This window comes from Pontibacter ramchanderi (genome assembly GCF_002846395.1).
Classification (GTDB): Bacteria; Bacteroidota; Bacteroidia; order Cytophagales; family Hymenobacteraceae; genus Pontibacter; species Pontibacter ramchanderi.
In genome coordinates this window covers 879,854-904,815 of the sequence record NZ_PJMU01000002.1, presented here as the reverse complement: position 1 = coordinate 904,815, position 24,962 = coordinate 879,854, and the positions used below count along the sequence as shown (strand labels likewise).

Sequence of the window (24,962 nt, the reverse complement as noted above, 5' to 3'; positions counted from 1 at the left end):
AATCTTCTCTATGAAAGGTTTCATCTCCGAAGACCGACACCCAATTTTAGTGCTGTTGCTGTTGCTGGCATTTATGCTGGGCGGCTATTTTGTGGCCAGTTTTATATACCTGGCGCTGGTAACCACGGTGCTCGGAATAGAGGTGATGGACCTGACCAATTTGCTGGCTAACCCAACGGAGCATCCAGAGGCGGCTGATGCGCTGCTGCTCTTTCAGGGCCTGGTGCAGTTCTGCTCATTTGTGCTGGCACCATTGCTCATGCTGCGCCTGGCGAACGTGAACATCGATCATTACCTGAACTGGAAAAAGCTGCCGTTGCCCACTTTGCTGTTGCTGGCTGGTTTTCTGATCATCTTTATTATGCCGGCCAATTCGCTCGTTATCAACTGGAATGCGGAGCTCTCGCTGCCCGGCTTTATGAAGGGCTTTGAGGAATGGGCACGCGCCAAGGAAGACGAGCTGGCCGAACTCACCAAACTGATCGCCAATTTCGGTACGTTCCCGCGCTTGCTGATGGGCCTACTGGTTATTGCGGTTATACCTGCCATTGGCGAGGAGCTCGTGTTCAGGGGTATTCTGCAGCGCCAGGTGCACCGCTGGTCAGGCAACGCGCATGTGGCAGTTTGGGTGGCGGCCATTATCTTCTCGGCTATCCACGTGCAGTTCTTCGGTTTTGTGCCACGTGTGCTGCTAGGGGCTTTGTTTGGCTACCTATACCTGTGGTCGGGTAATATCTGGGTGCCGATCATCGCACACTTTTTCAACAACGGCTTCACGGTGTTTCTGCTATACCTGCAGCAGACAGGCGCCATTGACTTTAATGTAGAGTCGACTGAGCCAATGCCGGTCCTCACCATTTTGATATCGGCTGTGTTGAGTGCCGCGCTAATCTATTACCTTTACAAGCAGTTTATGCTGACGCCCACGCGCCCCGAAAGTATAGCCGAAGCCGCAGGGGAACGGGAGCACAGTTAAATTCACACAAACCACCCGGCGGCGGCTGCCGGCAACCTACATCGCATGAGCACCAAGCTATCTGCCCTTAGTAATTTACAGCAACGCCTGATTGTCGGAGTATTGGGGGCGGCCCTTTTTATCGGAGGCATCATCTTCAGTGAATGGACCTTCTTCATCCTGTTTCTGGGGCTCACCGTGCTGGGCACGCTGGAGTTTTACAGACTGGCCGGCACCGTAGGTATACGAGCCAACAAGGTATACGGCACACTCATGGCCGCCAGCATCTTCATCGTTTTCTTCCTGGTCGACAAGGAGTACATGCCTACCGAGCTGCTATACCTGTTCTTGCCGGCCCTGTTCCTGATATTTGTGCTCGAGCTGTACCGCAAAGAGCCACAGCCGTTCACCAACATTGCTTTTACCATACTGGGCATACTTTACATCGCCATTCCGTTCTCGCTGCTGCAGCTGCTCGGATACCTGCAGGGAGAGTACCGCTGGCAGCCCATTCTGGGGCTGCTGCTACTGATCTGGTCATCGGATACGGGCGCCTACATCGCGGGCAAAAATTTTGGCAAGAACAAGCTCTTCGAGCGCATCTCCCCGGGCAAAACCTGGGAGGGCTGGATCGGCGGTACCGTCCTGACGGTGCTGGTAAGCTGGCTACTATCCATGTTCTTCCTCGACCTGGAGCTTTACCAGTGGGTGGGCGTGGCTATCATCGTGTCGGTTTTCGGGGTGCTGGGCGACCTGGTGGAGTCGCTGCTCAAGCGCAGCCTGGGTGTTAAGGATTCGGGCACGCTGCTGCCTGGCCACGGGGGCATTCTGGACCGCTTCGACAGCCTGGTAATGGTCGTTCCCTTCATTGTCGCGTTCCTCAAAACATTCTAAATTAATGTTGATTAAGGTGTAGGTATGTGTAAATATTATTTACATAACTTTACCACCATAATTGTTAATCACTGATTAATTCAAAAGCTTTAAATGATGCTATACAAAGAGCCAGCACCGATAAAGGACAGGGAGAACCCATTTGAGTCGATGATGTCGCGTTTCAACATTGCGGCGGAGATATTGGGCTTGGACGAGGAGGTTTACAACGTCCTCAAAACCCCTACGCGTCAGGTGATCGTGAACGTGCCTGTTACGATGGACGACGGCAAAGTGCGTGTGTTTGAAGGTTACCGTGTTATCCACTCCACAATCCTGGGACCGTCTAAAGGCGGTATTCGTTTCGCGCCGGACGTGTTTCTGGACGAGGTGAAGGCCCTGGCCGCTTGGATGACCTGGAAGTGCGCCGTGGTGGACATCCCGTACGGAGGTGCCAAAGGCGGTGTTATCTGCGATCCTTTCTCGATGTCTGCCGGTGAAATGGAGCGTCTGACCAGAGCCTATACCCAGGCGCTGATAGATACTTTTGGCCCGGACCAGGATATACCTGCCCCTGACATGGGCACCGGTCCGCGCGAAATGGCCTGGCTCATGGACGAATACTCCCGTATGAAAGGCTCTACCATACACGCTGTGGTAACGGGCAAGCCGCTCGTGCTGGGCGGTTCGCTGGGCCGCGTGGAGGCTACTGGCCGCGGTGTGATGGTGTCGGCTATGGCCGCCATGGAAAAGTTGGGTATGGACCCGGCCAAGTCAACGGCCGTGATACAGGGCTTCGGTAACGTGGGCGCCTGGGCTGCCAAACTGATGGCCGAGCGTGGTGTGAAGATACTTGGTGTGAGCGATGTAAGCGGTGCTTACTGGAACGACAATGGCATCGACATCGAAGAGGCGATCGAATACAAGAACAACAACAAAGGCCGCCTGGAGGGGTATAAGAACGCCGAGAAAATCAGCAACGACGAGCTGTTGGTTTCCAAAGTGGATGTGCTGGTGCCAGCCGCTGTGGAAGACGTGATCACGATTAAGAACGTGGACCAGATACAGGCCCGCCTGATTGTGGAGGGCGCCAACGGCCCTACTTCCTACAAGGCTGACAACATCATCAACGAGAAGGGCATCATGGTGGTGCCGGACATCCTGGCAAACTCCGGTGGTGTAACGGTGTCTTACTTCGAGTGGGTGCAGAACCGCATGGGCTTTAAATGGACGCTGGACCGCGTGAACGAGCGTGCCGAGCGCATCATGAACGAGTCGTTTGAGCGCGTATACGCTGCTTCGCAGAAGTACAACGTGCCGATGCGTATAGCTGCTTACATTGTGGCGATTGACAAGGTGGCCATGACGTATAAGTACCGCGGAGGCTTCTAAGAGAAGATTTTTATTTAAATAATCGAAAGATTATATAATTTTGGAACAGATAATAGCCCATCTACGAAACTGGATGGGCTATTATAACTTATATAAAGACCTGTAGCATTTAGTTTTCACGGATGAAAATTCATAAAGAAGGAAGAAGGATTCTATTTTTTACACTGTTGATTTTGGTGGTACTCAACCTGTTGCTGTACAACTTCAACGCCGACAACAATACCTTCAACAAGATTTTCTCCGGTGTTTCAGTAGTGCTCTTCCTGCTCATCCTGCAGTTTTTCCGTAGCCCGTACCGTAACCTGTTATTGCACGAAGATTTGATCGTGGCCCCAGCCGACGGCAAAGTGGTGGTGATCGAGGACGTGGAGGAAACAGAGTATTTCAAAGACAAACGCAAGCAGATCTCCATCTTCATGTCGCCGATCAACGTGCACATCACGCGAAACCCGGTGTCGGGCATCGTGAGCTATTTCAAGTATCACCCGGGCAACTACTTTGTAGCCTGGCACCCGAAGTCGAGCACGCAGAACGAGCGCACAACAGTGGTGGTAGAGTCCACAGCTGGGCCTGAGGTGCTGTTCCGCCAGATTGCCGGTGCCATGGCGCGCCGCATTGTATGGTATGTGAACGAAGGCGACGAGGTAAGCCAGGGCGAGGAGTTCGGCTTCATCAAGTTTGGCTCGCGCGTAGACATCTTTCTGCCGCTGGATGCGGAGGTGAAAGTAGAGCTCGGCCAGAAGACCAAAGGTGGCCAGACGGTGGTGGCGCAGCTTAAAACAGCGCCGCCGACCTTGTTTGGATAATAAGCCAATGTGAACTTAACAAGCAATTATAGAGAAGCCGGGCTGGGGATAACCTCCAGCCCGGCTTCTTTTTGTTGAAGGCTATACCTGCGCCCATGCAAAAGATTTCGCCTGATTCAAGTTTATTCAATGTTTAGACATTAAATTTGCGACATGAAACTGTGGTTGCCGGGTAGGCAATTAACATTCTTCACTCAAAAGCGTTAGGACAAAGGCATAATGACGCCGCCTACTGCAGCCATGAAAAATATTTACTTCCCGTTACTCTTTCTGAGCCTGGTGCTGCTCTCGGCCTGCGAGGAGTTGTTTGAATACCATCCGAACCAGATCAGGCTGAGCAAAGACGAGCGCGACCTTACGGCCCACAACCTGAAACGGCTGCAGAACCAGCAGCCCGGCGATACGCTGCACCTGCTGGTGATGGGCGATACGCAGCGCTTCTACGACGCGGCCAGTGCTTTTGTCGACAAAGCCAATACCTTTCCCTACATCGATTTCGTGATCCACCAAGGCGATATTTCTGACTTCGGTATGTCACAGGAGTTCCGTTGGGTGCACGACATCATGAAACGGCTCAAATGGCCCTACCTGACGGTGGTGGGCAACCATGACCTGTTGGCCAACGGGCGCAAGGTATACCAGCAGATGTACGGCGCCTTCAACTACAGCTTCGACTACGGCCATACCCGCTTTGTATTCATCGACACGAACAGCCTGGAGTATAATTACAACGGCAAGGTGCCCGACATCGACTGGCTGAGCAGGCAGTTACTTCACCAGGAGAGCGCTACCTGGTGCCAGGCCATTGCGGTATCGCACATTCCGCCTTACGACAACGATTTCGACACGGCTCTGGAGGAGGCCTTCCACAGCACGCTGAAGGAAAGCGAGCGGGTGCAGTTGAGTCTGCACGGGCACATCCATGGGTTCAGGGCCGACTTTCGCTACGACGATGATGTGCTATACCTGGCAACCTCCACCGTAAAAGAGCGTGAATTCACTTACCTGAAGGTATGGGAAGGTGGCTACAGTTTTGAAAGGGTGGCCTACTGATATGGAGCGTACGTTGATTATATGGCTGGCCAACCTGCTGTTTTTGCTGAGCCCCTTCACCTCGCTTGGTCAGGACAGCACGTTTTCCCCGTACCATGCCAAAGTTCAGTATGCAGGCAGCATTGGGTTTGTGTCGGCAGGTATAGGCCGCAGTTTCTTTCACGAAAAGCTGGAGACAGATCTGTTTGTGGGCTACCTGCCAGAGCAAATTGGCGGAGACCATATCTGGACGACCGCACTTAAGGCGACTGCAGTCCCTTTCAAAACGATACCGGTTGGGTCGTTGGACTGGCAGCCGCTGCGCACGGGTTTGCAGCTGAGCTATACCTTCGGGGAGCAGTACTTTATTGTGGAACCGCGCGAAAAGTACGAGAAAGGCTACTACGGATTCCCAACGGCCCTGCACCTATACCTGCACTTGGGCGGCCAAGTGGATTTTGCGCGTGTAGGAGAACTGCAACGGTTTGCGGTGTACTACGAAGTGAACACGAGCGCCGAGTACCTGATCTCGTACATCCAGAACCCCAAATATTTAGGTCTGGGCAAAATTTTTAACCTGGCGTTGGGCGTGCGGGTTAAGCTGTAAAAGTACTTCAGGTATAGCGTTCTAAAAGAAATGGCCTTGTCTCGCAGCAGAGACAAGGCCATTTCTTTTAGTAAAAGGGAAGCTTAGTACCAGCTCTCCACCAGCTTCATCAGCTGCTCGAGGTATTGCTGGTCTACCTCGTCAAAATCATTGAGCTTGTCGCTGTCCACGTCGAGCACGAGTTTGACCTCGCCATCTTTTATCACCGGAATTACGATCTCGGATTTGGAGTCGCTGCTGCAGGCAATGTGACCCGGAAAAGCCTCCACATCCGGCACCAGGATGGTTTCGCGGCGGGTATAGCAGGTGCCGCACACGCCCTTGTGGTAAGGGATGCGGGTGCAGGCCACCGGCCCCTGGAACGGACCCAGCACCAGCTGATTTTCCTTGTTGAAATATACGCCCACCCAAAAGAAGCCCATGCCCTGACGCAGGGCGGCCATCATGTTGGAGAGGTTGGCGATCAGGTCGGTTTCGCCGGTTACCAGTGCTTCGATCTGCGGTAAGAGTGCTTTGTATTTTTCTTCTTTGCTAAGGTTCTGGTCTACTATAAGAGATTCAGCCATAATGAGTAAGGTATAGGTATAAGTGCGCGGATGTGCGTGTCTTTACTTGAAGTATAGGATAGCACGCCTGCCGCGCAGGTTTAAAGGTTAAGTTCTGAAATATTGTTCCGGTAATGCAAAAGCCTGTCGGGGCCAACGTCCTGCACTTCGAGCAGTTGGCTGTGGGCCATTCCCGGGGCCGGCGTGCCATCGCGGAGCACCAGGTTCTGGCTCTTGAAACAGATCGCTTCGTCCCATAGGTTCTCCTTCAACAGACTTTTGAGCAGGTAAGTGCCGCCCTCCGCTAGCAGCGACAACACCTGGCGCCGGTGCAGGTCCTGCATAATCTGCGTCAGCAGCGATTCGCTCTCCCGCAGCTGCACAAACTGCAGCTTCTCATGCTGCTGCTGCCGCTGCTGGTAAGTATACACCACCGTCGGCAGGCTCTTGTCGAACAGGTGCAGGTGCGCGGGCAGTTGCAGTTTGCGGTCGATGACCACGCGCAGTGGGTTGTGGCCGGGCCAGAAGCGGGTGTCGAGGCGCGGGTTGTCGCTGGCTGCCGTGTGGCTGCCCACCATAATGGCCTGCTCCTCGGAGCGCCACTTGTGCACCAGTCGGCGCGAGAGCGGCCCGCTGATCTGTACCTGCTGGTTGTTGGGACCGCTGATAAATCCATCTGCCGACTCTGCCCACTTAAGCAGGATGTAGGGCCGCTTTTGGGTATGGAAGGTGAAAAAACGCTTGTTCAGCTCCAGTCCTTCGCTTTCCAGCACGCCTACTTTTACCTGCGCTCCCGCGTCGAACAGCTTCTTAATACCCCGGCCGGCCACTTTCGGGTTGGGGTCGGTGTTGCAGATTACCACATCGCGCACGCCGCTGCTGATGAGCAGGTCGACGCAAGGCGGTGTTTTGCCGAAGTGCGAACAAGGCTCCAGCGTGACGTACAACCGGCTTTTGGGCAGCAGGCCTTTGTCCTGCACACTGGCAATGGCGTTGACCTCAGCGTGCGGACCGCCGAACACGCGGTGCCAGCCCTCGCCGATAATGCGCCCCTCGTGCACGATCACACAGCCCACCATCGGGTTTGGGTAGGTATAGCCGCTGCCCAGTCTGGCCAGTTCCAGCGCACGCCGCATATGCAGTTCGTCGTTCAAGTTTAAGAAGTTAGAAGGCGTAAGTTAAAAAGTTAGAAAGTTAAGAGAAAAGGTCTCGTGCTATTAAGTAGCAGCGCTGCACCGGGGCAGTTTTCAAGGTGCACATAATGGCAGCCTTATGCTTAAAAGTCTTTTGTCCCTTGTCTAAAGTTCTTTTGTCCGGGTACTTATACGCAAGAAAATTTTACTTTTGCAAAGGTACCTAAAATCACACAAATCCTATACCTGTGGCCACCATCCAGCAAACAGCTCAGTACATCCGCGAAAGTATACAAGTAGCCTACCCCGAACCGGAGGCCGGTGCCATTGCGCAGCTGGTGCTGGAGCACGTGCTTCAGAAAAGCCGCATGCAGCTGAGTCTGGCACAGCAGGAAGAATTAAATACGGAGCAGGAGGCGCAGGTGCAACAAGCCGTAGAGCGGCTCAAAAAACAGGAGCCGGTGCAGTACGTGCTCGGCACCGCCCACTTCTACGGCCTCGACTTGCAGGTAGACGAGCGTGTGCTTATCCCCCGCCCCGAAACAGAAGAGCTGGTTGATTTGGTCGTGCGCGAACACAGGGGCCGCAACGGTTTGCAGGTGCTTGACATCTGCACAGGTAGCGGCTGTATACCTTTGGCCATAGCCGCTAATCTGGAGGTCGGCAAGGTATATGGGTTGGAGCTGTCAGAAGGAGCGTTGCAAGTAGCCCGTACCAATGCCCGCCAGTTGAAACTACCTGTCGCCTGGCTGCAGCAGGACGTGTTCGAGCCTGTACTAGGTATAGCGCCCCATTCGCTGGACATCATCACGAGTAACCCGCCTTATGTAAAAGAGCAGGAAAAAGCCCTGATGCGTGCCAATGTGCTGGCGTACGAGCCCCATCTGGCGCTGTTCGTACCCGATGAAGACCCCTTGAAGTATTACAAGCGCATAGCGGAGATTGGGGCGGAACTGCTTAAAAAAGGTGGCCGGTTATACTTCGAAATAAACGAACAGTATGGCGAGGAGGTGCGAAGTACACTGTTGCAGGCCGGTTTCACGCAGGCGCAGGTGGTGCAGGACCTTTTCGGCAAAGACAGAATCGTGACAGGAGAACTGTAGGGTTTGTCAGCGCTTGTAACAGCGACTTATTTTACAATACCGCTCCAGCCTGGTCTGTTGTGACAGGAAATATATTTTAATATTATATTTTTGTGTGCGTGCGTTATACAGCAAACCTGTCTGCAAAGCAGGTATAGGTATAGCGGAGGTATAATACATGTGTCGAGATGGATCAACCGAAGGTTTACGCGGCAAAAAGAAGCGGCCTGATCAGGTTTCTGCTGGTTGGTATGCTCCTGCTGCCTGCCGCAGTATTCCTGCTGGACAGGGAGGCATTTGCTGAGAAACCCTTCATGCTGTTGCCCTTGCTGGCGCCGATCGGGCTGATTGCCTGGATTTACTTAAACACTGCTTATTGGCTTGAAGACGACAAGCTCAGGTATAAGTCCGGCCCCTGGAAGGGAGCAGTAGAAGTGGAGAAAATAACGCAGATAGTGGAAGGGAGAACCCAATGGGTGGGCATGAAACCGGCGCTCGCCACAAAGGGGCTGGTAATCCGCTACAACCGCTTTGACGAACTATACATTGCGCCTGGAAGTAACCAGGAAGTGATCGCGGATCTGCTGGCAATCAACCCAGACATACAAGTTGTTAAACAATAACCGGTCGGAAAGCGACTACAAGAAAGAGGCTTTACACAGGCTTGAAAACAAATCATATGAAGAAAATTTTAGTGACAGGAGGGGCGGGCTACATTGGTTCGCATACCGTGGTTGAGCTGGTAGAGGCAGGCTACGAGCCTATTATCATCGACAATTTCTCTAACACAGAAGAGCGTTCGCTACAAGGTATAGCCGCTATACTGGGCCGGGAGGTGACCTGCCACCGCATCGACTGTACGGATGTGGCAGCGCTTCGCAAGGTTTTTGAACAGGAAACAGGTATAGCCGGCGTCATCCACTTTGCCGCTTACAAAGCCGTAGGCGAGTCGGTGGCGGAGCCGCTCAAGTACTACCACAACAACGTGGGCTCGCTGGTGGCTTTGCTGCAGGTGATGGAAGAGTTTAAGGTGAATAAATTGGTGTTCTCCTCGTCCTGCACGGTGTACGGTATACCTGCCGAACTGCCTGTAACGGAGCAAACGCCGGTGCAGAAAGCCAACTCGCCCTACGGCAACACCAAGAAGATATGCGAAGAGATTCTGACTGATCTGGCTACCAGCGGCAGCGACATACATACCATTGCCCTGCGCTATTTCAACCCAATCGGGGCACATCCATCAGCCAAAATAGGCGAGCTGCCCCTGGGCGTTCCGAACAACCTGGTGCCTTTTATCACCCAAACGGCCGCAGGTATACGGGAGCAACTCACCATCTTCGGCAACGATTACGACACCCAGGACGGCACCTGCATCCGCGACTACGTGCATGTGGTAGACCTGGCCAAAGCGCACGTCGTGGCCATCGACCGTCTTTTGACTGACAAGGCTGAAAATATTGAGTTCTTCAATGTGGGAACAGGCACAGGCAACACGGTGCTGGAGGCGGTGCAGGCTTTCGAAAGGGCCACAGGCGAGAAATTGAACTACAAGATCGGTCCACGTCGTCCGGGCGATGTACCCAAAATATACGCTGACGTAACCAAAGCCACCGAAGAGTTAGGTTTTAAAACTACGAGCACTTTGGAAGAAGCCATGAAAAGCGCCTGGGATTGGCAAATGCATTTACAGAATACATCAGAGCAGGTATAGTAATGAACCTACTAATCACCGGCGGGGCAGGCTTCATCGGCTCGCACGTGGTGCGGCTGTTCGTGGAGCAATACCCGCACTACCGCATCTTCAACCTCGACGCGCTGACTTACGCGGGCAACCTGCAGAACCTTCGGGACGTGGAGGGGCGGGAGAACTACACCTTCCTGAAGGGCGACATCACGGACGCGGCCTACCTGGATTCCATCTTTGCCGAGCGCAAGTTCGAGGCGGTGATCCACCTGGCGGCCGAGTCGCACGTGGACCGCTCCATTGCCGGGCCCATGGCCTTTGTCGAGACCAACGTCGTGGGCACGGTGAACCTGCTGGAGGCCTGCCGCCGCAGCTGGCAGGGTGACTACGCGGGCAGGCTCTTCTACCACGTCTCCACCGACGAGGTGTACGGCTCGCTGGGCGCCGAGGGGCTCTTCACCGAAAGCACCCCTTACGACCCGCGCTCGCCCTACTCGGCCTCCAAGGCGGCCTCGGACCACTTCGTCCGGGCCTGGCACCACACCTACGGCCTGCCGGTCAAGCTCAGCAACTGCTCCAACAACTACGGCCCCAACCACTTCCCCGAGAAGCTGATCCCGCTGGCCATCCACAACATCAAGGCCGGAAAGCCCGTGCCCGTGTACGGCAGGGGCGAGAACGTCAGGGACTGGCTCTACGTGAAAGACCACGCGAGGGCCATCGACGCCATCTTCCACCGCGGCAAGGTGGGGGAGACCTACAACGTGGGCGGGGTGAACGAGTGGCGCAACCTGGATCTTGTGGAGCTCCTCTGCGACGTGATGGACGAGAGGCTGGGCCGCGAGCCTGGCACGAGCCGCAAGCTGATCACCTTCGTCAAGGACCGCGCCGGCCACGACGCCCGCTACGCCATCGACTCCTCCAAGCTGATGGGGGAGCTGGGCTGGAGGCCGTCGGTGACCTTTGAGCAGGGCCTGCGCAGGACCGTGGACTGGTACCTGGCCAACGAGGCCTGGCTGGAGGAGGTGACAAGCGGCCACTACCGCGACTATTACCGCGAGCAGTACGAGGAGAGGTGAAGTATTGATTGCTAATTGTTGATTGTTGAAATAAGGCGGCAGTTGGCCACGGCAGCAACTCAAGACACAGCGGCATCGATGGAAATGAAAGAACACTTGAATTGTGGTATTGTAGAAGAGCAATCAGCAATTGACAACTAACAATCAAAGCATGAAAGGCATCATCCTGGCCGGGGGCTCCGGCACCCGGCTCCACCCCCTGACGCTGGCCGTGAGCAAGCAGCTCATGCCCGTCTACGACAAGCCCATGATCTACTACCCGCTCTCGACGCTGATGCTGGCCGGGATAAGGGAGGTGCTGATCATCTCCACCCCGCACGATTTGCCGCTGTTTGAGCGCCTGCTCGGGGACGGCTCGCAGATCGGCTGCCGCTTTGAGTACAGGGTGCAGGAGGAGCCCAACGGGCTGGCGCAGGCCTTCGTGATCGGGGAGGAGTTCATCGGAGGGGACAAGGTGGCCCTGGTGCTGGGCGACAACATCTTCTACGGGGCGGGCATGGGCTCGGTGCTGCGCCAGAACGCGGACCCCGAGGGGGGCGTGGTCTACGCCTACCACGTCACAGACCCCGAGCGCTACGGGGTGGTGGAGTTCGACTCGGAGGGCAGGGCGGTCTCCATTGAGGAGAAGCCCAAGGAGCCGAAGTCAAACTACGCCGTGCCGGGCCTCTACTTCTACGACAACCAGGTGGTGGAGATCGCCAGGAACCTGGCGCCCAGCGCGCGGGGCGAGTACGAGATCACCGACGTGAACCGCGAGTACCTCAAGCAGGGCAGGTTGAAGGTGGGGGTGCTGAACCGGGGCACGGCCTGGCTCGACACGGGCACGGTCGCCTCGCTGATGCAGGCGGCCACGTTCGTGCAGGTGATCGAGGAGCGGCAGGGCCTCAAGATCGGCTGCATCGAGGAGGTGGCCTGGCGCATGGGCTTTATCTCGGACGAGCAGCTGCGGGGAGTGGCAGAGCCCCTCCGTAAAAGCGGATACGGCGAGTATTTGCTGCGCATCATGAAAGAGAAGACATTCCGATAGGTATAGCCTATTTGATCAGAATAAGAAAGCTGCCTGTGTAAATGCATGGGCAGCTTTTTGCTTTTATGCGGCCTGGTTCAGGTATAGACTATAGGTATACCCGATCAAAAAATAAAGCCCAGTGCAAACCCAACTAAAATGAGGATAGGAGCAGGTATACGGGTAAAGAGCAGCAGGCAAAAAGTGGCTACCACAATACCGAAATTGAGCGGCGTATTGTCGATGGGGCGATAGAGCATGATGGCTGCTGCCACCACCATGCCCGAGCTCACAGCACTTATACCTTCTAGCGAGGCCCGCACGACTCTATACTTTTTCAGATCATCCCAAAAACGTATTACAAAGAAGATCAGGAAGGTGCCGGGCAGGAAGATGCCGACTGTTGCCACCAGCGAACCGAGCAGCTGTCCCCAGATGCCGTAGTCACGCATGGCTAGCGTACCGATGTAGGCACAAAAGGAAAAGACTGGGCCAGGAAGAGCCTGCACCAAAGCGAAGCCCGATAGAAACTCTTCAGCTGTCAGGTACTTTTTAAAGTCTACAAACTCCGTGAACATCAGCGGAATAAGCACCTGCCCGCCACCAAATACCAGGCTGCCGTTTCGGTAGAAGTTCTCGAACAGCCTGACAGGTAGCGATGAGGTGGCACCACCCACCACAGCCGCCGTGATCAGCACGCCTACAAAGAGTATAAAGTTGGCCCACTGGATGCGCAGTTTCTTGTCTTTTTCCTGCGGGTGCTGCCTGAAGCGAAGTGCTGTGATAGCCCCTCCGGCCAGCAACAGTAGCGGGTATACCCAGGGTGAGTGAAAGAAGTAAGCCAGTATACCTGACACGACCATAATACCTATCGCCAGCTTGGTATTAACTACTTTAGAGCTGATCGCATAAGCTGCATAGGACACAAAGCCAACCGCCATGGGCTGTATGAAGCGCAGAAACTGGAGCGAGATATTGTTTTCCTGCAGGTACGAAATAGCCAGTGCGGCTGCAGCCATAATACTGGAAGCCGGCAACAGCCATACCAGCAGCGTGAGGTAAGCCAGGTTAGGACCTCCTATCCGGAAGCCAATTGCCGTAAGAGTTTGGGTGGAAGTAGGGCCAGGCAGTATCTGGCAAAGGGCATTGAGTTCGATTAGCTCCTGCTCAGTGAGGTAGCGGCGCTTATGCACCAGCAAGCGGAACATTAAAGCGATATGCGCCTGCGGTCCGCCGAACGAGGTCAGGGCGAGCAATAGTACGTCTTTCAGGAAGATGTAATAGCGCAGACTCATGCCGTAGATTCAAAAAAAGAGAGATAGTGCAGGCACCATCTCTCTTCTAACTCATTTTCAACTCAATTAAGCTTTCTTAAGTCCCAGTTCGACCAGGCGCTCGTTCAGGTACTCACCTGCCGTAGCATCCGGGTAGGCCTTCGGGTTTTGCTCGTCTATGCAGCTCTCCAGGCAGGTCAGGTCCATTTCAGAGCGTGGGTGCATGAAGAACGGGATAGAGTAGCGGGAAGTGTGCATCAACTCGCGCGGCGGGTTTACCACACGGTGGATAGTCGACTTTAGCTTGTTATTGGTCAAGCGGGCCAGCATGTCGCCTACGTTTACCACCACCTGCTCTGGCAGGGCCGTGATCGGGATCCACTTGCCGTCGCGGCGCAACACCTGCAGGCCGTCGGCGCTGGCGCCCATCAGCAATGTGATCAGGTTGATGTCGCCATGCTCAGCGGCACGCACGGCGTCGGCCGGCACGCTATCCGGGTTTTCGATCGGGAAGTAGTGGATCGGGCGCAGGATGCTGTTGCCATATTTCACTTTCTCGTCGAAGTAGTTTTCTTCCAGGCCTAGGTGAATGGCAATGGCACGCAGGACTTGTTTGCCGGCGGCCTCCAGCTTGCTGTAAGCCTCCAGGGTGGTTTCCTTCAGTTCCGGCACCTCAGCAGGCCAGATATTGTCCGGATACTCAGCCTTAATCGGGTCGCTGTCAGGTATACCGGCCAACTCTTGCCCTACATGGTAAAATTCTTTCAGGTCGCCGGTGTTAAAACCTTTGGCCTTTTCTTTTCCCTTGCCAACGTAGCCACGCTGGCCGGCAAGTTCCGGGTTTTCGTACTTCTGCTTTACCTCGTCTGGCAAGGCAAAGAATTTTTTAACGGCGGCGTAGAGTCTTTCCGTCAGGTCATCGCTCAGGCCGTGGTTTTTCAGGGCAATAAAGCCAATGTTCTGATAAGCGTTTCCCAATTCCTGCACAAATCGCGCTCTTCGTCCTTCATCCCCTGATGTAAAATCAGCTAAGTCCAATGAAGGAACTTCATCAAACAAAATCTCGCTCATATAGTCTTTTTTGTATACTTTTACGTTAATATTACGTAGTGCGCAATATACAAATAAAAACAGTATATTGGCTATTTGCTAATTCAAACCCTCTCTAGATGAAAAAAACCTACTTACTCTTTGCTTCAGCCCTTATGCTGGGTTTTGCCTCCTGCGACACAACACGCCAGATGCAGGATGATGAAACACGTACTCCGGTAATGGCAACTACTACAGGGCCAACACCAACAGGAGCTGTGATGAGCAAGGGCGGATTGCGTGTTTTCGCTTTCGACGATTCGCAGAAATACCCGGAGTCTCAGCTCCGATTGAATACTCCTCCAGAGAATGGTGTAGTGCAGCCCGGCCCGGTTGAGTTTGTATACGAACTGTCTAACTTCCAGCTTACGCGCATGACGCCTCACTCCAATTCGGAGTTTATGGCTAACTCAAAGGAAGGACAGCACATTCACAACATCGTGGACAACGAGCCTTACACGGCCCACTACGAGACTTCCTTCACAAAAGAGATGGAGGAAGGTGAGCACGTGGTGCTATCTTTCATTTCGCGTTCTTACCACGAGAGTTTGAAGCACAAAGGCGCTTACGACCTGCGCATGGTTACCGTGGGCAGACCACAGCAGCGTATGGAGTTTGATATGAAGGGGCAGCACATGTTCTACAGCCGTCCGAAAGGCGAGTACGTAGGCGCCGATACCCGCCGTATCATGCTGGACTTCTACCTGATCAACACCGACCTGTCGACAACCGGCAATAAAGTACGCGCCACAATCAACGGAAACGAGTTCATCCTCGATAAGTGGATGCCGCACATCATCGAAGGCCTGCCAATGGGCGAAACCACCATCAAGCTGGAACTGATCAACAACGCCGGTGCCGTTATACCTGGCCCTTACAACTCGGTAACGCGCACGATCACGCTGAAAGAGAGTTAAGATACTCTGAAATCGAATAAAGTTAAAAGAAAGCCCGCGATACAAGTCGCGGGCTTTCTTTTTGGTATAGTTTTGGCTATATAGTTGTGAATTAATATTTTGCCTGCTGTTGCTTTGGGTAACTGATGGGCACTTAAACCCTTTAGCCGCTTCCTACAACATGAGAAAACAACTACTTGCTGCCGTTGCGGCACTAGCTCTCTTCGCTTCCTGCAAAAAAGACGACCCTGTCGCTATACCTACACCTGAGTTTACTATTCCGGAAGAGTTTTACACCACAGAGGAGGGAGTTACCTTTAAGGATGTAAGCCAGGCCGATGCTTATAAATGGGATTTTGGAAATGGCGAGACATCTACTTCGCGTATACCTGATATGTTTAGCTATAAAAAGCCGGGGAGCTATACTGTAAAGCTTACAACATATACCAACGGCCAGGCCAAAACGGTAATAAAAGTGGTGAAAGTGGCGCAGCTATATGCCTATGAAGTGCAACTGCGCAGTTATCTTGAAAACTATGCCTTAGAGGGCGGTGACATATCTGCTCCTTCGGAAGGCAACCCTGATGTATACCTGCAGGTGTCCACTTATGAAAACAATGCAGAACAGGTTATATACAGAAGCGATACTCAGTATAATGTTTCCAGAGATCAACTGCCTTTAACCTTTGCAGTAGATCGAATACCTATTGGCGGTGAATTTCGGTCTTATAATTACCCATACTTTAATTTCTATGATCAAAATGAGAGCAAGGCTGACAGGCTCATCGCACATAATTATGTAGGTGGGGGCAGCTCCAGGTTTCACCTTGACAAAGAAACAAAAGAGGGCCACTTTTCATACCAGCGCGGCACAGACGACTGGGGCTCGCATTTAGTGGTAAAGTTTAGAGCTGAGCTTCCTTGAAAAGTAAAAGGGCTATCCAGTTTATGGATAGCCCTTTTGCTTTATTAGAGTCAGGTATAATTTACTCCTTCGGCTTATTCTGCCCGCCCTGGTTTGGGTTGGCAATGGAGTTGCGCATATCGGTATCGCTTTGGATGTTCTGCATCTTGTAGTAGTCCATGATGCCGAGGTTACCGCTGCGGAAGGCCGCTGAAATAGCCTGCGGGATCTCCACTTCGGCGGCGATTACAGACGCCCGGGCTTCCTGGGCTTTAGCCTTCATTTCCTGCTCCACGGCAACCGCCATGGCGCGGCGTTCTTCGGCTTTGGCTTCGGCCACTTTCAGGTCAGCACCCGCCTGGTCAATCTGCAGCTTGGCTCCGATGTTCTCGCCCACGTCAATGTCAGCGATATCAATGGAGAGGATCTCGTAGGCGGTACCCGCATCCAGGCCTTTCTGCAATACCAGTTTCGAGATGATATCCGGGTTTTCGAGCACGCTTTTATGGGATACGGAAGAACCAATAGACGTCACGATGCCCTCGCCCACACGGGCCAGGATGGTTTCTTCGCCGGCACCACCCACCAACTGCATGATGTTGGCACGAACTGTTACGCGGGCTTTCGCGATCAGCTGAATACCATCCTGCGCTACAGCGGCTACGTTCGGCGTGTTGATCACTTTCGGATTTACCGAAGTGGTAACGGCCTCAAACACATCGCGGCCGGCCAGGTCAATGGCCGTAGCCTGCTTAAACGAAAGGGGGATGTTAGCTTTGTCGGCGGAAATCAGGGCTTTGATCACATTCGGCACGTTGCCGCCCGCCAGGTAGTGGGTTTCGAGTTCAGTGGTGGTTACATCTATACCTGCCTTGGTGGCGTTGATCATGGAGTTGACGATCAGGCTAGGCGGTACTTTTCGGATGCGCATGAACACAAGCTCCAACAGGCCCACCTTCACGCCCGAGAAAAGGGCCGTGATCCAAAGGCTGATCGGCACAAAGTATAAGAAGATGAACAGCAGGATGATGCCGCCCGCGATCAGGAATAAGATTGAAAAGTTTTCCATGAAGTTGTTTTAGGTAATTGCTTCTACTGTGATTTTATTCGATACTATCTTGATAATGCGCACAGGGGTATTTGGCGGTAGAAAGGTGCCGGTGGTCTGAACCTCGTGTCGGCGCTCCTTAAAAAGGGCCGTGCCTTGTGGACGCAGCGCCGATACGGTTATACCTTCCTCGCCAACCTCCAACAGGTGTGGGCTCTCCTCATTCACCCGGCTTTTGATGCTGTCTTTGAGCGCAAACCTGGACCAGGCATCCGACCTGAAGCTGTAAAACAGTGCCACCGCGCCTGCCAGAACAGAACCAGCCAATACAAGGTGCCCTGTTTCGGTGCCAAGAGCGGCATAACTGATCCAGATACCGACGGCTACCAGTATAAAACCCAAAATGCCTACAATGGTAACACCGGGCACGAAAATGAGCTCCACCACGATCAGGACAAGACCGATGCCAATAAGCAGCACTACCGTAAGCCAGTCTAAGAGCATAGTTTGGGAGTAGGTTTAAGTAAATATAGCAAATTTATTGTTGATTGTCGATTGTTAATTGTTCTGAAAATAATACCTAAAAGCAAACCGCCACTCCCCGGGTAGGAAAGTGGCGGTTTATAAGGATACTTACTTGTGCAGTATAAGGCTGATTTAACAAACAGCAATTAATAAGCCTTCGCAAAGTATACGCGTTGTTTCGATGGCTTGCCGGTGATCATGTCCACGCCGTCTTCCAGAGGGGTGTCCAGGGCAATGCAGCGGATCGTCGCTTTGGTCTCTTCCTTAATGCGCTCTTCTGTTTCCGGTGTGCCATCCCAGTGGGCCAGCACAAAACCGCCTTTTGTCTCCAGCACTTGCTTGAACTCCTCGTAGCTATCCACCTTGTTCGTGTTCTCTTCCCGGAACGTCAAAGCTCTGTTGTAGATGCTCTCCTGTATCTCGTCTAGCAAGGCAGGGATGTAAGTGGCCAGGCTGTCGAACTGTTGGCTGCTCTTCTCTTTGGTGTCGCGGCGGGCCACTTCGGCAGTGCCGTTCTCCAGGTCGCGGGCTCCGATGGCGATGCGCACCGGCACGCCTTTCAGCTCCCACTCGGCAAACTTAAAACCAGGGCGTTCCGTGTCGCGATTGTCAAACTTCACGCTAATGCCTTTTGCCATTAGCTCTTTTCTCAGCTGCTCTACTTTTTCGCTGATCTGGGCCAGTTGCTCCTCACCTTTGTAAATCGGCACAATCACTACCTGAATAGGCGCCAGCTTTGGAGGCAGTACCAGGCCTTCGTCGTCGGAGTGGGCCATAACCAGCGCACCCATCAGGCGCGTGCTCACGCCCCATGAGGTGCCCCACACGTGCTCCAGGCCACCTTCTTTGGTCGCAAATTTCACATCGAATGCCTTGGCGAAATTCTGACCCAGGAAGTGCGAGGTGCCTGCCTGCAGGGCCTTGCCGTCCTGCATCAAGCCTTCGATGCAGTAGGTGTCGAGGGCGCCGGCGAAGCGCTCGTTTGGTGTCTTCACGCCGCGAATAACCGGCAGGGCGATGTACTGCTCTGCAAATGTGGCGTATACCTCCAGCATCTGCTTGGTTTCGGCTATAGCTTCATCAGCAGTGGCGTGGGCCGTGTGGCCTTCCTGCCACAGGAACTCAGCCGTGCGCAGAAACAGGCGCGTGCGCATTTCCCAGCGCACTACGTTGGCCCACTGGTTTACCAGGATGGGAAGGTCACGGTAGCTTTGGATCCAGCCTTTGTAGGTGTTCCAGATTACTGCTTCGGACGTGGGGCGAACAATTAGCTCTTCTTCGAGTTTAGCATTGGGGTCTACACGCAGTTTGCCTGGCTTGTCTGGGTCGCCCTGCAAACGGTAGTGGGTAACAACGGCGCATTCCTTGGCAAAGCCCTCGGCGTTCTGCTCTTCGGCCTCAAACAAACTCTTGGGTACAAAAAGCGGGAAGTAGGCGTTTTCGTGGCCAGTGGCCTTGAACATATCGTCCAACTGACGTTGCATTTTCTCCCAGATGGCGTAACCGTACGGCTTGATTACCATACAGCCGCGCACGGCGGAATTTTCCGCCAAACCGGCCTTTTTAACCAGTTCGTTATACCACTGCGAGTAGTCTTCGCTTCTTTTTGGCAGCCCTTTGCTCATATTCAAAAAAAATATTTATCTTATATCAGTAATTGTTAATCTTTTTGGAATGAATATTGCTTTCCACATAGTGAAGATTTAATATCATTCCGGCTCAAAATTACGTTAATATATTATACTATTGATAAGGTTTTGCGCTATTGTGTTTATATCTTTGATATAGAAGCATTTTATACACGGAAGGCCATGAAAAAATTAAACATACGCACCGCAATAGCCCCTGTGATTGCACTTTTCGCAGTTGGCTGCAGCAGCCCGGTGGCGATGCAGTCGACAGAGTACGATGATATGTATTACAGCTCATCAGACCGCACCGAATACGTGCAGCCACAGGCTCAAGCCCCTCAGCAGCAGTATGCTGCAGCGGAGAATGAGCAGCAAGCCGCCACGAATGATGTAACACAAAACTATGCCGCCGATGAATACTATGACGGGCGCACCTATCGTCCGCAGGCAACCTGGAACACACCGAACTATGCTTATGTGGACCCATACTGGACAAGCAGTTATGTGCACCGCATGCACCGCGTAAACCCCTACTACGATCCGTTCTTCTATGATCCTTTCTACAGTGCCTACGATCCGTTCTTCTATGATCCTTTTATGCGCAGAAGCGGCATAAGAGTGAGTATTGGATTGGGAATGGGTTGGGGCTCCGGCTGGAACCGTTGGGGGCACCCTTATGGCATGTACGATCCGTTCTGGGGCAGCAGATACTGGCCATACGATAACTACTATGCGGGCTTCTATCATGGGTATAACCGAGGTTACTATGGTGGCAACCGCTTTATTTACGACCGGCCTATAGTGGTGCAGCCACGCCAGGTACAGTACGGACCGCGCGGTGAGCGAAGCGTCGTGCCGGCAGCCGGCAATCCGGAGCGTGTAACCGGCCGCCCGAACCGATCAGAAGCTGTTAGCAACGAACAGCGTGCCACACAAGGTGCCGACTATGCCCGTCCTGGCAGAACAGAGCGTGCCACTGGGAACACCAATGTAAGAGGGCAGGAAGTGAACACAGGTGAAAATACAGGCCGTACAATGCCAGCCAGACCGGCAACCACCAACCGTGGCTACGACCCGCAAAGCGGCCAGGTAAGGCCTTCGCGCCAGCAGCCGGAAGGTCAGCAGCCTGTGCAGCGCATGAACCAGTCGCGGGAAGAGTATGTGGCGCCTTCGGTACAGCCACGCGAGCGTCAGCAGCGTATACAGCAGCCAGTGCAGCGTCAGGAAAGAATTCAGCGCCAGCCTGTGCAGCGCTCACAGCCGAGCTACCAGCGAAGTGAGCCCGTGCAGCGCTCACAGCCGAGCTACCAGCGAAGTGAGCCCGTGCAGCGCTCGCAGCCAAGCTACTCGCCACCAACCAGAAGCTCTGGTACATCAAGCCCTCCAGCGCGTTCCAACTCAAGCGGCGGTGGCCGTGGAAGCAGAGGAGGAAACTAATCACAAACTAACTATCCATGAAAATTACTAAGATTGTTTCGGCCAGCCTGGCACTCGTGCTGGGCTGGAGCGGAACCGCTTTGGCTCAAGACGAGGTAGATGCCCTGCGCTACACCCGTTATGGCCTTACCGGGTCCGCGCGCATCCAAGGTATAGGAGGAGCACAAACTGCACTGGGAGCAGATGTTTCTACCATGGCTTCCAATCCTGCCGGACTTGGGATGTTCAGGCGCTCTGAGTTCAGCATTACGCCAGGGCTTGGATTCTCCACCTCTACGGGCCGTGTCGGGGGTATTTCGACGAATGATGAGCGCAACAGTGTGGCGGTGCCTCATATCGGTTTTGTGTTTGCCGACCAGCAGGCCAACGAAGATAGCGACTGGCGTGGAGGCACTTTTGGCATCAGCTTCAGCAGGCTCAACAATTTTAATAATAGAACGTCATACCGCAACACAGCCGGTGGACAAGACCCTACCATAGTAGAGTATTTTACCGAGCTGGCTAACCTGCGTGGCCGCACACAAGCCGACCTGGACAACGAGTTCGACAACGGGTTTATCTCCATGGAGGGCTTGGCATATGGTACCTTTTTGTTTGATTTTGATGAAGATGGCTTTGCTATACCTACCGCACGGGTTGGTAACATCGACCAGTCAGAGGAAATCATTAGGAGAGGCTCCCAGAACCAGATCGATATAGCGGGGGGCACCAGTTACCGCGACAAAATATACCTGGGTGCTTCGCTTGGGGTGGTGACCTCAGATTTCAGACAGGAGCGGATCTTCAGTGAAGCCGAAGGAAGTGCCGATACGGATTTTACCAGTCTTCAGCTGCGAGATGAGTACAGAACGCGGGGCACGGGCGTTAACCTGAAGCTGGGCGTTATTGTCCGCCCCTCTGATGTCATACGATTTGGTGCTTCCATTCAGACCCCCACGCTGTACAACTTCGACGAAACCTACCAACGCTCTATGTATACCCAGTTTCTGCCGGGTGAAAGCTACAGTGAGGCAGAGCTGCCAGGCGAGTTCTCCTATAAGTTAAAGACGCCTTTCCGCGCATCGGGCGGGGTGGCTTTCTTCCTGCAAAAGTATGGCTTTATAACGGCTGACATCGAGTACGTGGATTATGCCAATGCCCGCTACTCTGAAAGCGACGACTTCAGTGGCAACAGCAATTATTTCAATAACATAAACGACCGCATTTCGAGCAATTATAAATCGGCCATAAACCTTAGACTGGGGGCAGAGGCCCGCTACGAGGTGTTCCGTTTCAGGGCGGGCTACGCTATCACAGGCGATCCTTACCGAAATGCCGACTTTGACGGTAAGATCAACACCTTTACACTGGGTACAGGTATACGATTGAACAAGTACTACGCTGATATTGCTTTTACCAGCTCTACGACCAACAGCCTGTACAGCCCGTACAACTTCAGCGACCCGTCGGTGTTTGTGCCGGTAGTTGATATTGAAGACAAACTCAACACCGTGCTACTGACTTTCGGTTACAACTTCTAAATAAGACTTTTCCTGTTTTCAGAGAGGCGGCAGATTCCGGAAGGGCTGCCGCTTTTTTGTTACTATACCTGCGGGCGGTATGGTTTTGGTGGCAAGGTATGGCAATACCATATTATTCTGATAAATTAGCAAACTAAACGACAACAACCCTTAAACACATGCATATCAACCTTAAAACTAATTTTCTGGCTGTGGTGCTTTTGTGCTTTGCGTTTGTGGCGCAGGCGCAGCAAAAAAAGCAGGTCACGCTGGAGGATATCTACCGTAACGGCACCTTCTCGGCTAAGTCGGTGTACGGTGTGAACTGGATGAACGACGGCCGCTACTACAGCGGGCAGGTGGCCGACGAGAAAAACGGCGTGAATGACATCGTGCGCTACGACGTGACCACTGGCCAGGCGGTAAATACCATCATTGAGGGAGAAGACCTGAAGCCGGAGGGCAGCGACAAGCCAATCAAGTTCGATGGCTATACCTTTAGCTCAGACGAAAAGAAGGTGCTGTTCACTACGGAAAAGGAGCAGATCTACCGTCGCTCTTCCAAGGCTGAGTTCTATGTGTACGACATCGCCTCGAAGAAACTGACCAAGCTGAGCAACGGTGGCAAGCAGCTGTACGCCACGTTCTCGCCCGATGCCAAGCGTGTGGCTTTTGCCCGTGAAGGCAACATGTTCTTCGTGGATCTGGCCAGCATGAAAGAAACGCAGATCACCAACACGGGCAAATTCAACTCGATCATCAACGGTTATGCGGACTGGGTATACGAAGAGGAATTCTCGTTTGCGCAGGGCTTCCACTGGTCACCGGACGGCTCTAAGATCGCCTTCTATACCTTCGACGAGACCAACGTGCCTGAGTTCAACATGCAGATGTGGGGCGAGCTATACCCGCAGGATTACAAGTTCAAGTACCCAAAGGCGGGTGAGGCAAACTCTATCGTAACGGTGTCGGTGTACAACGTGGGCAACGGCCAGACGGTGAAAATGGATACTGGCAACGAGACCGATATCTACATCCCGCGCATCAAGTGGACAAACGACAGCAATTTGCTTTCGATCCAGCGCATGAACCGCCTGCAGAACAAGCTGGAGATACTTCATGCCAACGCCACCACCGGCAAAGCCAACGTGGTGCTGACAGACACCGACAAAGCCTACGTGGACGTAACCGACGACCTGATCTACCTGAAAGACGGCAAGAACTTCATTTTCTCTTCTGAAAAAGATGGTTTCAACCATTTGTACCTGTACAACATGAACGGTAAGCTGGTGCGCCAGATCACGAAAGGCAACTGGGAAGTGAGCAATTTCATTGGCTTCGATGAGAAGAATGACGTGCTGTACTATATGTCTACGGAAGTATCGCCGTTAGAGCGCCACCTGTACAGCATCAAGAGCAACGGCAAAAACAAGAAGCGCCTGACCACAGAGACAGGAACCTACAACGTGAACATGAGCAAGGACTATAAGTACTACCTTGCTTACCACACTGCTGCCAACACACCACTTACCGTGAGCCTGCATACTGCCAAAGATGGTAAACTGGTAAAGGTACTGGAGAACAACCAGGCCCTGCGCAACAAACTGGCTGAGTACAACATCGCCAAGCAGGAGTTCTTTACGATGAAGACACAGGATGGCACCCAGCTTAACGGCTGGATGATCAAACCAACCGACTTTGACCCGAAGAAGAAATACCCTGTGCTGATGTTCGTGTACGGTGGCCCGGGCTCGCAGACGGTGAACAACAGTTGGGGTGGTGCCAACTACCTGTGGTACCAAGTGCTGGCCAACAAAGGCGCCATTGTGGTGAGCGTGGACAATCGCGGCACGGGTGCCCGTGGCGCTGAGTTCAAGAAAGTGACCTACGCCAACCTGGGCAAGTACGAGATTGAAGACCAGATTGAGGCAGCTAAATGGCTGGGCAATCAGTCGTACGTGGACAAAGACCGCATCGGCATCTGGGGACATAGCTACGGCGGTTACATGACGCTGCTTGGCCTGACCAAAGGCAACGGTGTGTTCGCAGCAGGTATATCGGTGGCTCCGGTTACGAACTGGCGCTATTACGATACCATCTACACCGAGCGCTACCTCAAAACGCCACAGGAGAATGCTTCTGGTTACGACGATAACTCGCCACTCTTCTTCGCCGACAAAATGCAAGGCAAGCTGTTGCTGATTCACGGTACAGGTGACGACAACGTGCACTTCCAGAACGCCGTGGCGATGCAGGACGCCCTGATTAGCGCCAACAAGCAGTTCGAGAGCTTCTACTACCCAAACCGTAACCACGGCGTGGGTGGTGGTGTTACAAGCCTGCACCGCTTCAAAATGATGACCGACTTCCTGGAACGCAACCTGATCAACCCGACTTCAGAGAAGAATCAGTAATTTAGACAAAGGACAAAGGGGCTGTCAGGTATAGCGAGGCGTTATACCTGG

The 24,962-nt window shown here is 53.3% G+C and carries 24 protein-coding genes; 16 read left to right on the top strand and 8 right to left on the bottom strand.

Going from position 1 to position 24,962, the window contains the following annotated elements:
- Positions 1-10: 10 nt before the first annotated feature.
- The 6 genes from BD749_RS10955 to BD749_RS10930 all read left to right on the top strand — a co-directional run bounded on the left by BD749_RS10955 (position 11) and on the right by BD749_RS10930 (position 5,665).
- On the top strand, positions 11-976 hold the full coding sequence (locus tag BD749_RS10955; RefSeq protein ID WP_101444371.1) for a CPBP family intramembrane glutamic endopeptidase: 966 nt from the start codon (positions 11-13) through the stop codon (positions 974-976).
- 45 nt (positions 977-1,021) lie between these two features.
- Entirely contained in the window at positions 1,022-1,849 is an 828-nt protein-coding gene (locus tag BD749_RS10950; protein ID WP_245869056.1) for a phosphatidate cytidylyltransferase, read from the top strand.
- 96 nt (positions 1,850-1,945) lie between these two features.
- Complete coding sequence (locus BD749_RS10945) at positions 1,946-3,220, top strand: Glu/Leu/Phe/Val family dehydrogenase (RefSeq protein ID WP_101444751.1); 1,275 nt, start codon at positions 1,946-1,948, stop codon at positions 3,218-3,220.
- A gap of 122 nt (positions 3,221-3,342) precedes the next feature.
- Positions 3,343-4,026, top strand: coding sequence for a phosphatidylserine decarboxylase family protein (locus tag BD749_RS10940; RefSeq protein WP_101444370.1), 684 nt, complete (start codon positions 3,343-3,345; stop codon positions 4,024-4,026).
- A gap of 240 nt (positions 4,027-4,266) precedes the next feature.
- Entirely contained in the window at positions 4,267-5,079 is an 813-nt protein-coding gene (locus BD749_RS10935) for a metallophosphoesterase family protein (protein WP_101444750.1), read from the top strand.
- A 1-nt stretch (position 5,080) separates the two neighbouring features.
- Positions 5,081-5,665, top strand: a complete 585-nt coding sequence (locus BD749_RS10930; RefSeq protein WP_101444369.1) for a hypothetical protein — start codon at positions 5,081-5,083, stop codon at positions 5,663-5,665.
- 83 nt (positions 5,666-5,748) lie between these two features.
- Here the strand turns inward: BD749_RS10930 and BD749_RS10925 are convergent, their stop codons facing one another.
- The gene (locus tag BD749_RS10925) at positions 5,749-6,231 is read right to left on the bottom strand and encodes a GAF domain-containing protein (protein WP_101444368.1); all 483 of its coding nucleotides are present in this window, start codon (positions 6,229-6,231) and stop codon (positions 5,749-5,751) included.
- A gap of 80 nt (positions 6,232-6,311) precedes the next feature.
- Positions 6,312-7,364, bottom strand: coding sequence for a bifunctional diaminohydroxyphosphoribosylaminopyrimidine deaminase/5-amino-6-(5-phosphoribosylamino)uracil reductase RibD (gene ribD / locus BD749_RS10920; RefSeq protein ID WP_101444367.1), 1,053 nt, complete (start codon positions 7,362-7,364; stop codon positions 6,312-6,314).
- A gap of 227 nt (positions 7,365-7,591) precedes the next feature.
- Here ribD and prmC point away from each other — a divergent pair, with 227 nt between their 5' ends.
- The 5 genes from prmC to rfbA all read left to right on the top strand — a co-directional run bounded on the left by prmC (position 7,592) and on the right by rfbA (position 12,215).
- On the top strand, positions 7,592-8,446 hold the full coding sequence (prmC, locus tag BD749_RS10915; protein ID WP_101444366.1) for a peptide chain release factor N(5)-glutamine methyltransferase: 855 nt from the start codon (positions 7,592-7,594) through the stop codon (positions 8,444-8,446).
- Positions 8,447-8,613: 167 nt separating this feature from the next.
- Positions 8,614-9,048: a PH domain-containing protein gene (locus BD749_RS10910; protein ID WP_101444365.1), complete on the top strand. Its 435-nt coding sequence runs from the start codon at positions 8,614-8,616 to the stop codon at positions 9,046-9,048.
- Positions 9,049-9,104: 56 nt separating this feature from the next.
- Positions 9,105-10,136 (top strand): UDP-glucose 4-epimerase GalE, encoded by a 1,032-nt coding sequence (galE, locus tag BD749_RS10905; protein ID WP_101444364.1) that lies wholly within the window; start codon positions 9,105-9,107, stop codon positions 10,134-10,136.
- Positions 10,137-10,138: 2 nt separating this feature from the next.
- Positions 10,139-11,188 (top strand): dTDP-glucose 4,6-dehydratase, encoded by a 1,050-nt coding sequence (gene rfbB, locus BD749_RS10900; RefSeq protein ID WP_101444363.1) that lies wholly within the window; start codon positions 10,139-10,141, stop codon positions 11,186-11,188.
- Between the two features lie 151 nt (positions 11,189-11,339).
- Complete coding sequence (rfbA, locus tag BD749_RS10895) at positions 11,340-12,215, top strand: glucose-1-phosphate thymidylyltransferase RfbA (protein ID WP_101444362.1); 876 nt, start codon at positions 11,340-11,342, stop codon at positions 12,213-12,215.
- 104 nt (positions 12,216-12,319) lie between these two features.
- On the opposite strand, the gene chrA is transcribed toward rfbA, so the two are convergent.
- Both chrA and BD749_RS10885 read right to left on the bottom strand, forming a co-directional pair.
- Positions 12,320-13,489 carry a chromate efflux transporter gene (chrA, locus tag BD749_RS10890; RefSeq protein ID WP_101444361.1) on the bottom strand — a complete coding sequence of 390 codons (1,170 nt, stop codon included), beginning with the start codon at positions 13,487-13,489 and terminating at the stop codon, positions 12,320-12,322.
- A 66-nt stretch (positions 13,490-13,555) separates the two neighbouring features.
- Complete coding sequence (locus BD749_RS10885; RefSeq protein WP_101444360.1) at positions 13,556-14,539, bottom strand: isopenicillin N synthase family dioxygenase; 984 nt, start codon at positions 14,537-14,539, stop codon at positions 13,556-13,558.
- 98 nt (positions 14,540-14,637) lie between these two features.
- Between BD749_RS10885 and BD749_RS10880 the strand changes: the two genes are divergently transcribed.
- Both BD749_RS10880 and BD749_RS19680 read left to right on the top strand, forming a co-directional pair.
- On the top strand, positions 14,638-15,474 hold the full coding sequence (locus BD749_RS10880; RefSeq protein ID WP_101444359.1) for a hypothetical protein: 837 nt from the start codon (positions 14,638-14,640) through the stop codon (positions 15,472-15,474).
- Positions 15,475-15,634: 160 nt separating this feature from the next.
- Positions 15,635-16,378: a PKD domain-containing protein gene (locus tag BD749_RS19680; protein ID WP_101444358.1), complete on the top strand. Its 744-nt coding sequence runs from the start codon at positions 15,635-15,637 to the stop codon at positions 16,376-16,378.
- Positions 16,379-16,439: 61 nt separating this feature from the next.
- Here BD749_RS19680 and floA read toward each other — a convergent pair whose 3' ends face one another.
- The 4 genes from floA to BD749_RS19755 all read right to left on the bottom strand — a co-directional run bounded on the left by floA (position 16,440) and on the right by BD749_RS19755 (position 19,859).
- Complete coding sequence (gene floA / locus BD749_RS10870; protein WP_101444357.1) at positions 16,440-17,426, bottom strand: flotillin-like protein FloA; 987 nt, start codon at positions 17,424-17,426, stop codon at positions 16,440-16,442.
- Between the two features lie 9 nt (positions 17,427-17,435).
- The gene (locus BD749_RS10865; protein ID WP_101444356.1) at positions 17,436-17,909 is read right to left on the bottom strand and encodes an NfeD family protein; all 474 of its coding nucleotides are present in this window, start codon (positions 17,907-17,909) and stop codon (positions 17,436-17,438) included.
- Between the two features lie 167 nt (positions 17,910-18,076).
- Positions 18,077-19,555, bottom strand: coding sequence for a proline--tRNA ligase (gene proS / locus BD749_RS10860; protein WP_101444355.1), 1,479 nt, complete (start codon positions 19,553-19,555; stop codon positions 18,077-18,079).
- A 118-nt stretch (positions 19,556-19,673) separates the two neighbouring features.
- A complete protein-coding gene (locus BD749_RS19755; RefSeq protein ID WP_180336384.1) occupies positions 19,674-19,859 on the bottom strand; it encodes a hypothetical protein in 186 nt (61 codons plus the stop codon).
- Between BD749_RS19755 and BD749_RS10855 the strand changes: the two genes are divergently transcribed.
- The 3 genes from BD749_RS10855 (at position 19,778) to BD749_RS10845 (ending at position 24,911) form a co-directional block, all read left to right on the top strand.
- Positions 19,778-20,998, top strand: coding sequence for a hypothetical protein (locus tag BD749_RS10855; protein ID WP_394341665.1), 1,221 nt, complete (start codon positions 19,778-19,780; stop codon positions 20,996-20,998). The two genes, BD749_RS19755 and BD749_RS10855, sit on opposite strands and share 82 nt — an antisense overlap.
- Positions 20,999-21,015: 17 nt before the next feature.
- Positions 21,016-22,518 (top strand): OmpP1/FadL family transporter, encoded by a 1,503-nt coding sequence (locus BD749_RS10850; protein WP_101444353.1) that lies wholly within the window; start codon positions 21,016-21,018, stop codon positions 22,516-22,518.
- Between the two features lie 158 nt (positions 22,519-22,676).
- A complete protein-coding gene (locus BD749_RS10845) occupies positions 22,677-24,911 on the top strand; it encodes a S9 family peptidase (protein WP_101444352.1) in 2,235 nt (744 codons plus the stop codon).
- Positions 24,912-24,962: the final 51 nt, after the last annotated feature.

Excerpts from the sequence above, each read along its gene's own strand:
- BD749_RS10955 (WP_101444371.1), top strand. The coding sequence starts at position 11 with ATGAAAGGTTTCATCTCCGAAGACCGACACCCAATTTTAGTGCTGTTG.
- BD749_RS10950 (WP_245869056.1), top strand. The coding sequence starts at position 1,022 with ATGAGCACCAAGCTATCTGCCCTTAGTAATTTACAGCAACGCCTGATT.
- BD749_RS10945 (WP_101444751.1), top strand. The coding sequence starts at position 1,946 with ATGCTATACAAAGAGCCAGCACCGATAAAGGACAGGGAGAACCCATTT.
- BD749_RS10940 (WP_101444370.1), top strand. The coding sequence starts at position 3,343 with ATGAAAATTCATAAAGAAGGAAGAAGGATTCTATTTTTTACACTGTTG.
- BD749_RS10935 (WP_101444750.1), top strand. The coding sequence starts at position 4,267 with ATGAAAAATATTTACTTCCCGTTACTCTTTCTGAGCCTGGTGCTGCTC.
- BD749_RS10930 (WP_101444369.1), top strand. The coding sequence starts at position 5,081 with ATGGAGCGTACGTTGATTATATGGCTGGCCAACCTGCTGTTTTTGCTG.
- BD749_RS10925 (WP_101444368.1), bottom strand. The coding sequence starts at position 6,231 with ATGGCTGAATCTCTTATAGTAGACCAGAACCTTAGCAAAGAAGAAAAA.
- BD749_RS10910 (WP_101444365.1), top strand. The coding sequence starts at position 8,614 with ATGGATCAACCGAAGGTTTACGCGGCAAAAAGAAGCGGCCTGATCAGG.
- galE (WP_101444364.1), top strand. The coding sequence starts at position 9,105 with ATGAAGAAAATTTTAGTGACAGGAGGGGCGGGCTACATTGGTTCGCAT.
- rfbB (WP_101444363.1), top strand. The coding sequence starts at position 10,139 with ATGAACCTACTAATCACCGGCGGGGCAGGCTTCATCGGCTCGCACGTG.
- rfbA (WP_101444362.1), top strand. The coding sequence starts at position 11,340 with ATGAAAGGCATCATCCTGGCCGGGGGCTCCGGCACCCGGCTCCACCCC.
- chrA (WP_101444361.1), bottom strand. The coding sequence starts at position 13,489 with ATGAGTCTGCGCTATTACATCTTCCTGAAAGACGTACTATTGCTCGCC.
- BD749_RS10885 (WP_101444360.1), bottom strand. The coding sequence starts at position 14,539 with ATGAGCGAGATTTTGTTTGATGAAGTTCCTTCATTGGACTTAGCTGAT.
- BD749_RS10880 (WP_101444359.1), top strand. The coding sequence starts at position 14,638 with ATGAAAAAAACCTACTTACTCTTTGCTTCAGCCCTTATGCTGGGTTTT.
- BD749_RS19680 (WP_101444358.1), top strand. The coding sequence starts at position 15,635 with ATGAGAAAACAACTACTTGCTGCCGTTGCGGCACTAGCTCTCTTCGCT.
- floA (WP_101444357.1), bottom strand. The coding sequence starts at position 17,426 with ATGGAAAACTTTTCAATCTTATTCCTGATCGCGGGCGGCATCATCCTG.
- BD749_RS10865 (WP_101444356.1), bottom strand. The coding sequence starts at position 17,909 with ATGCTCTTAGACTGGCTTACGGTAGTGCTGCTTATTGGCATCGGTCTT.
- proS (WP_101444355.1), bottom strand. The coding sequence starts at position 19,555 with ATGAGCAAAGGGCTGCCAAAAAGAAGCGAAGACTACTCGCAGTGGTAT.
- BD749_RS19755 (WP_180336384.1), bottom strand. The coding sequence starts at position 19,859 with ATGAGCTGTAATACATATCATCGTACTCTGTCGACTGCATCGCCACCG.
- BD749_RS10850 (WP_101444353.1), top strand. The coding sequence starts at position 21,016 with ATGAAAATTACTAAGATTGTTTCGGCCAGCCTGGCACTCGTGCTGGGC.
- BD749_RS10845 (WP_101444352.1), top strand. The coding sequence starts at position 22,677 with ATGCATATCAACCTTAAAACTAATTTTCTGGCTGTGGTGCTTTTGTGC.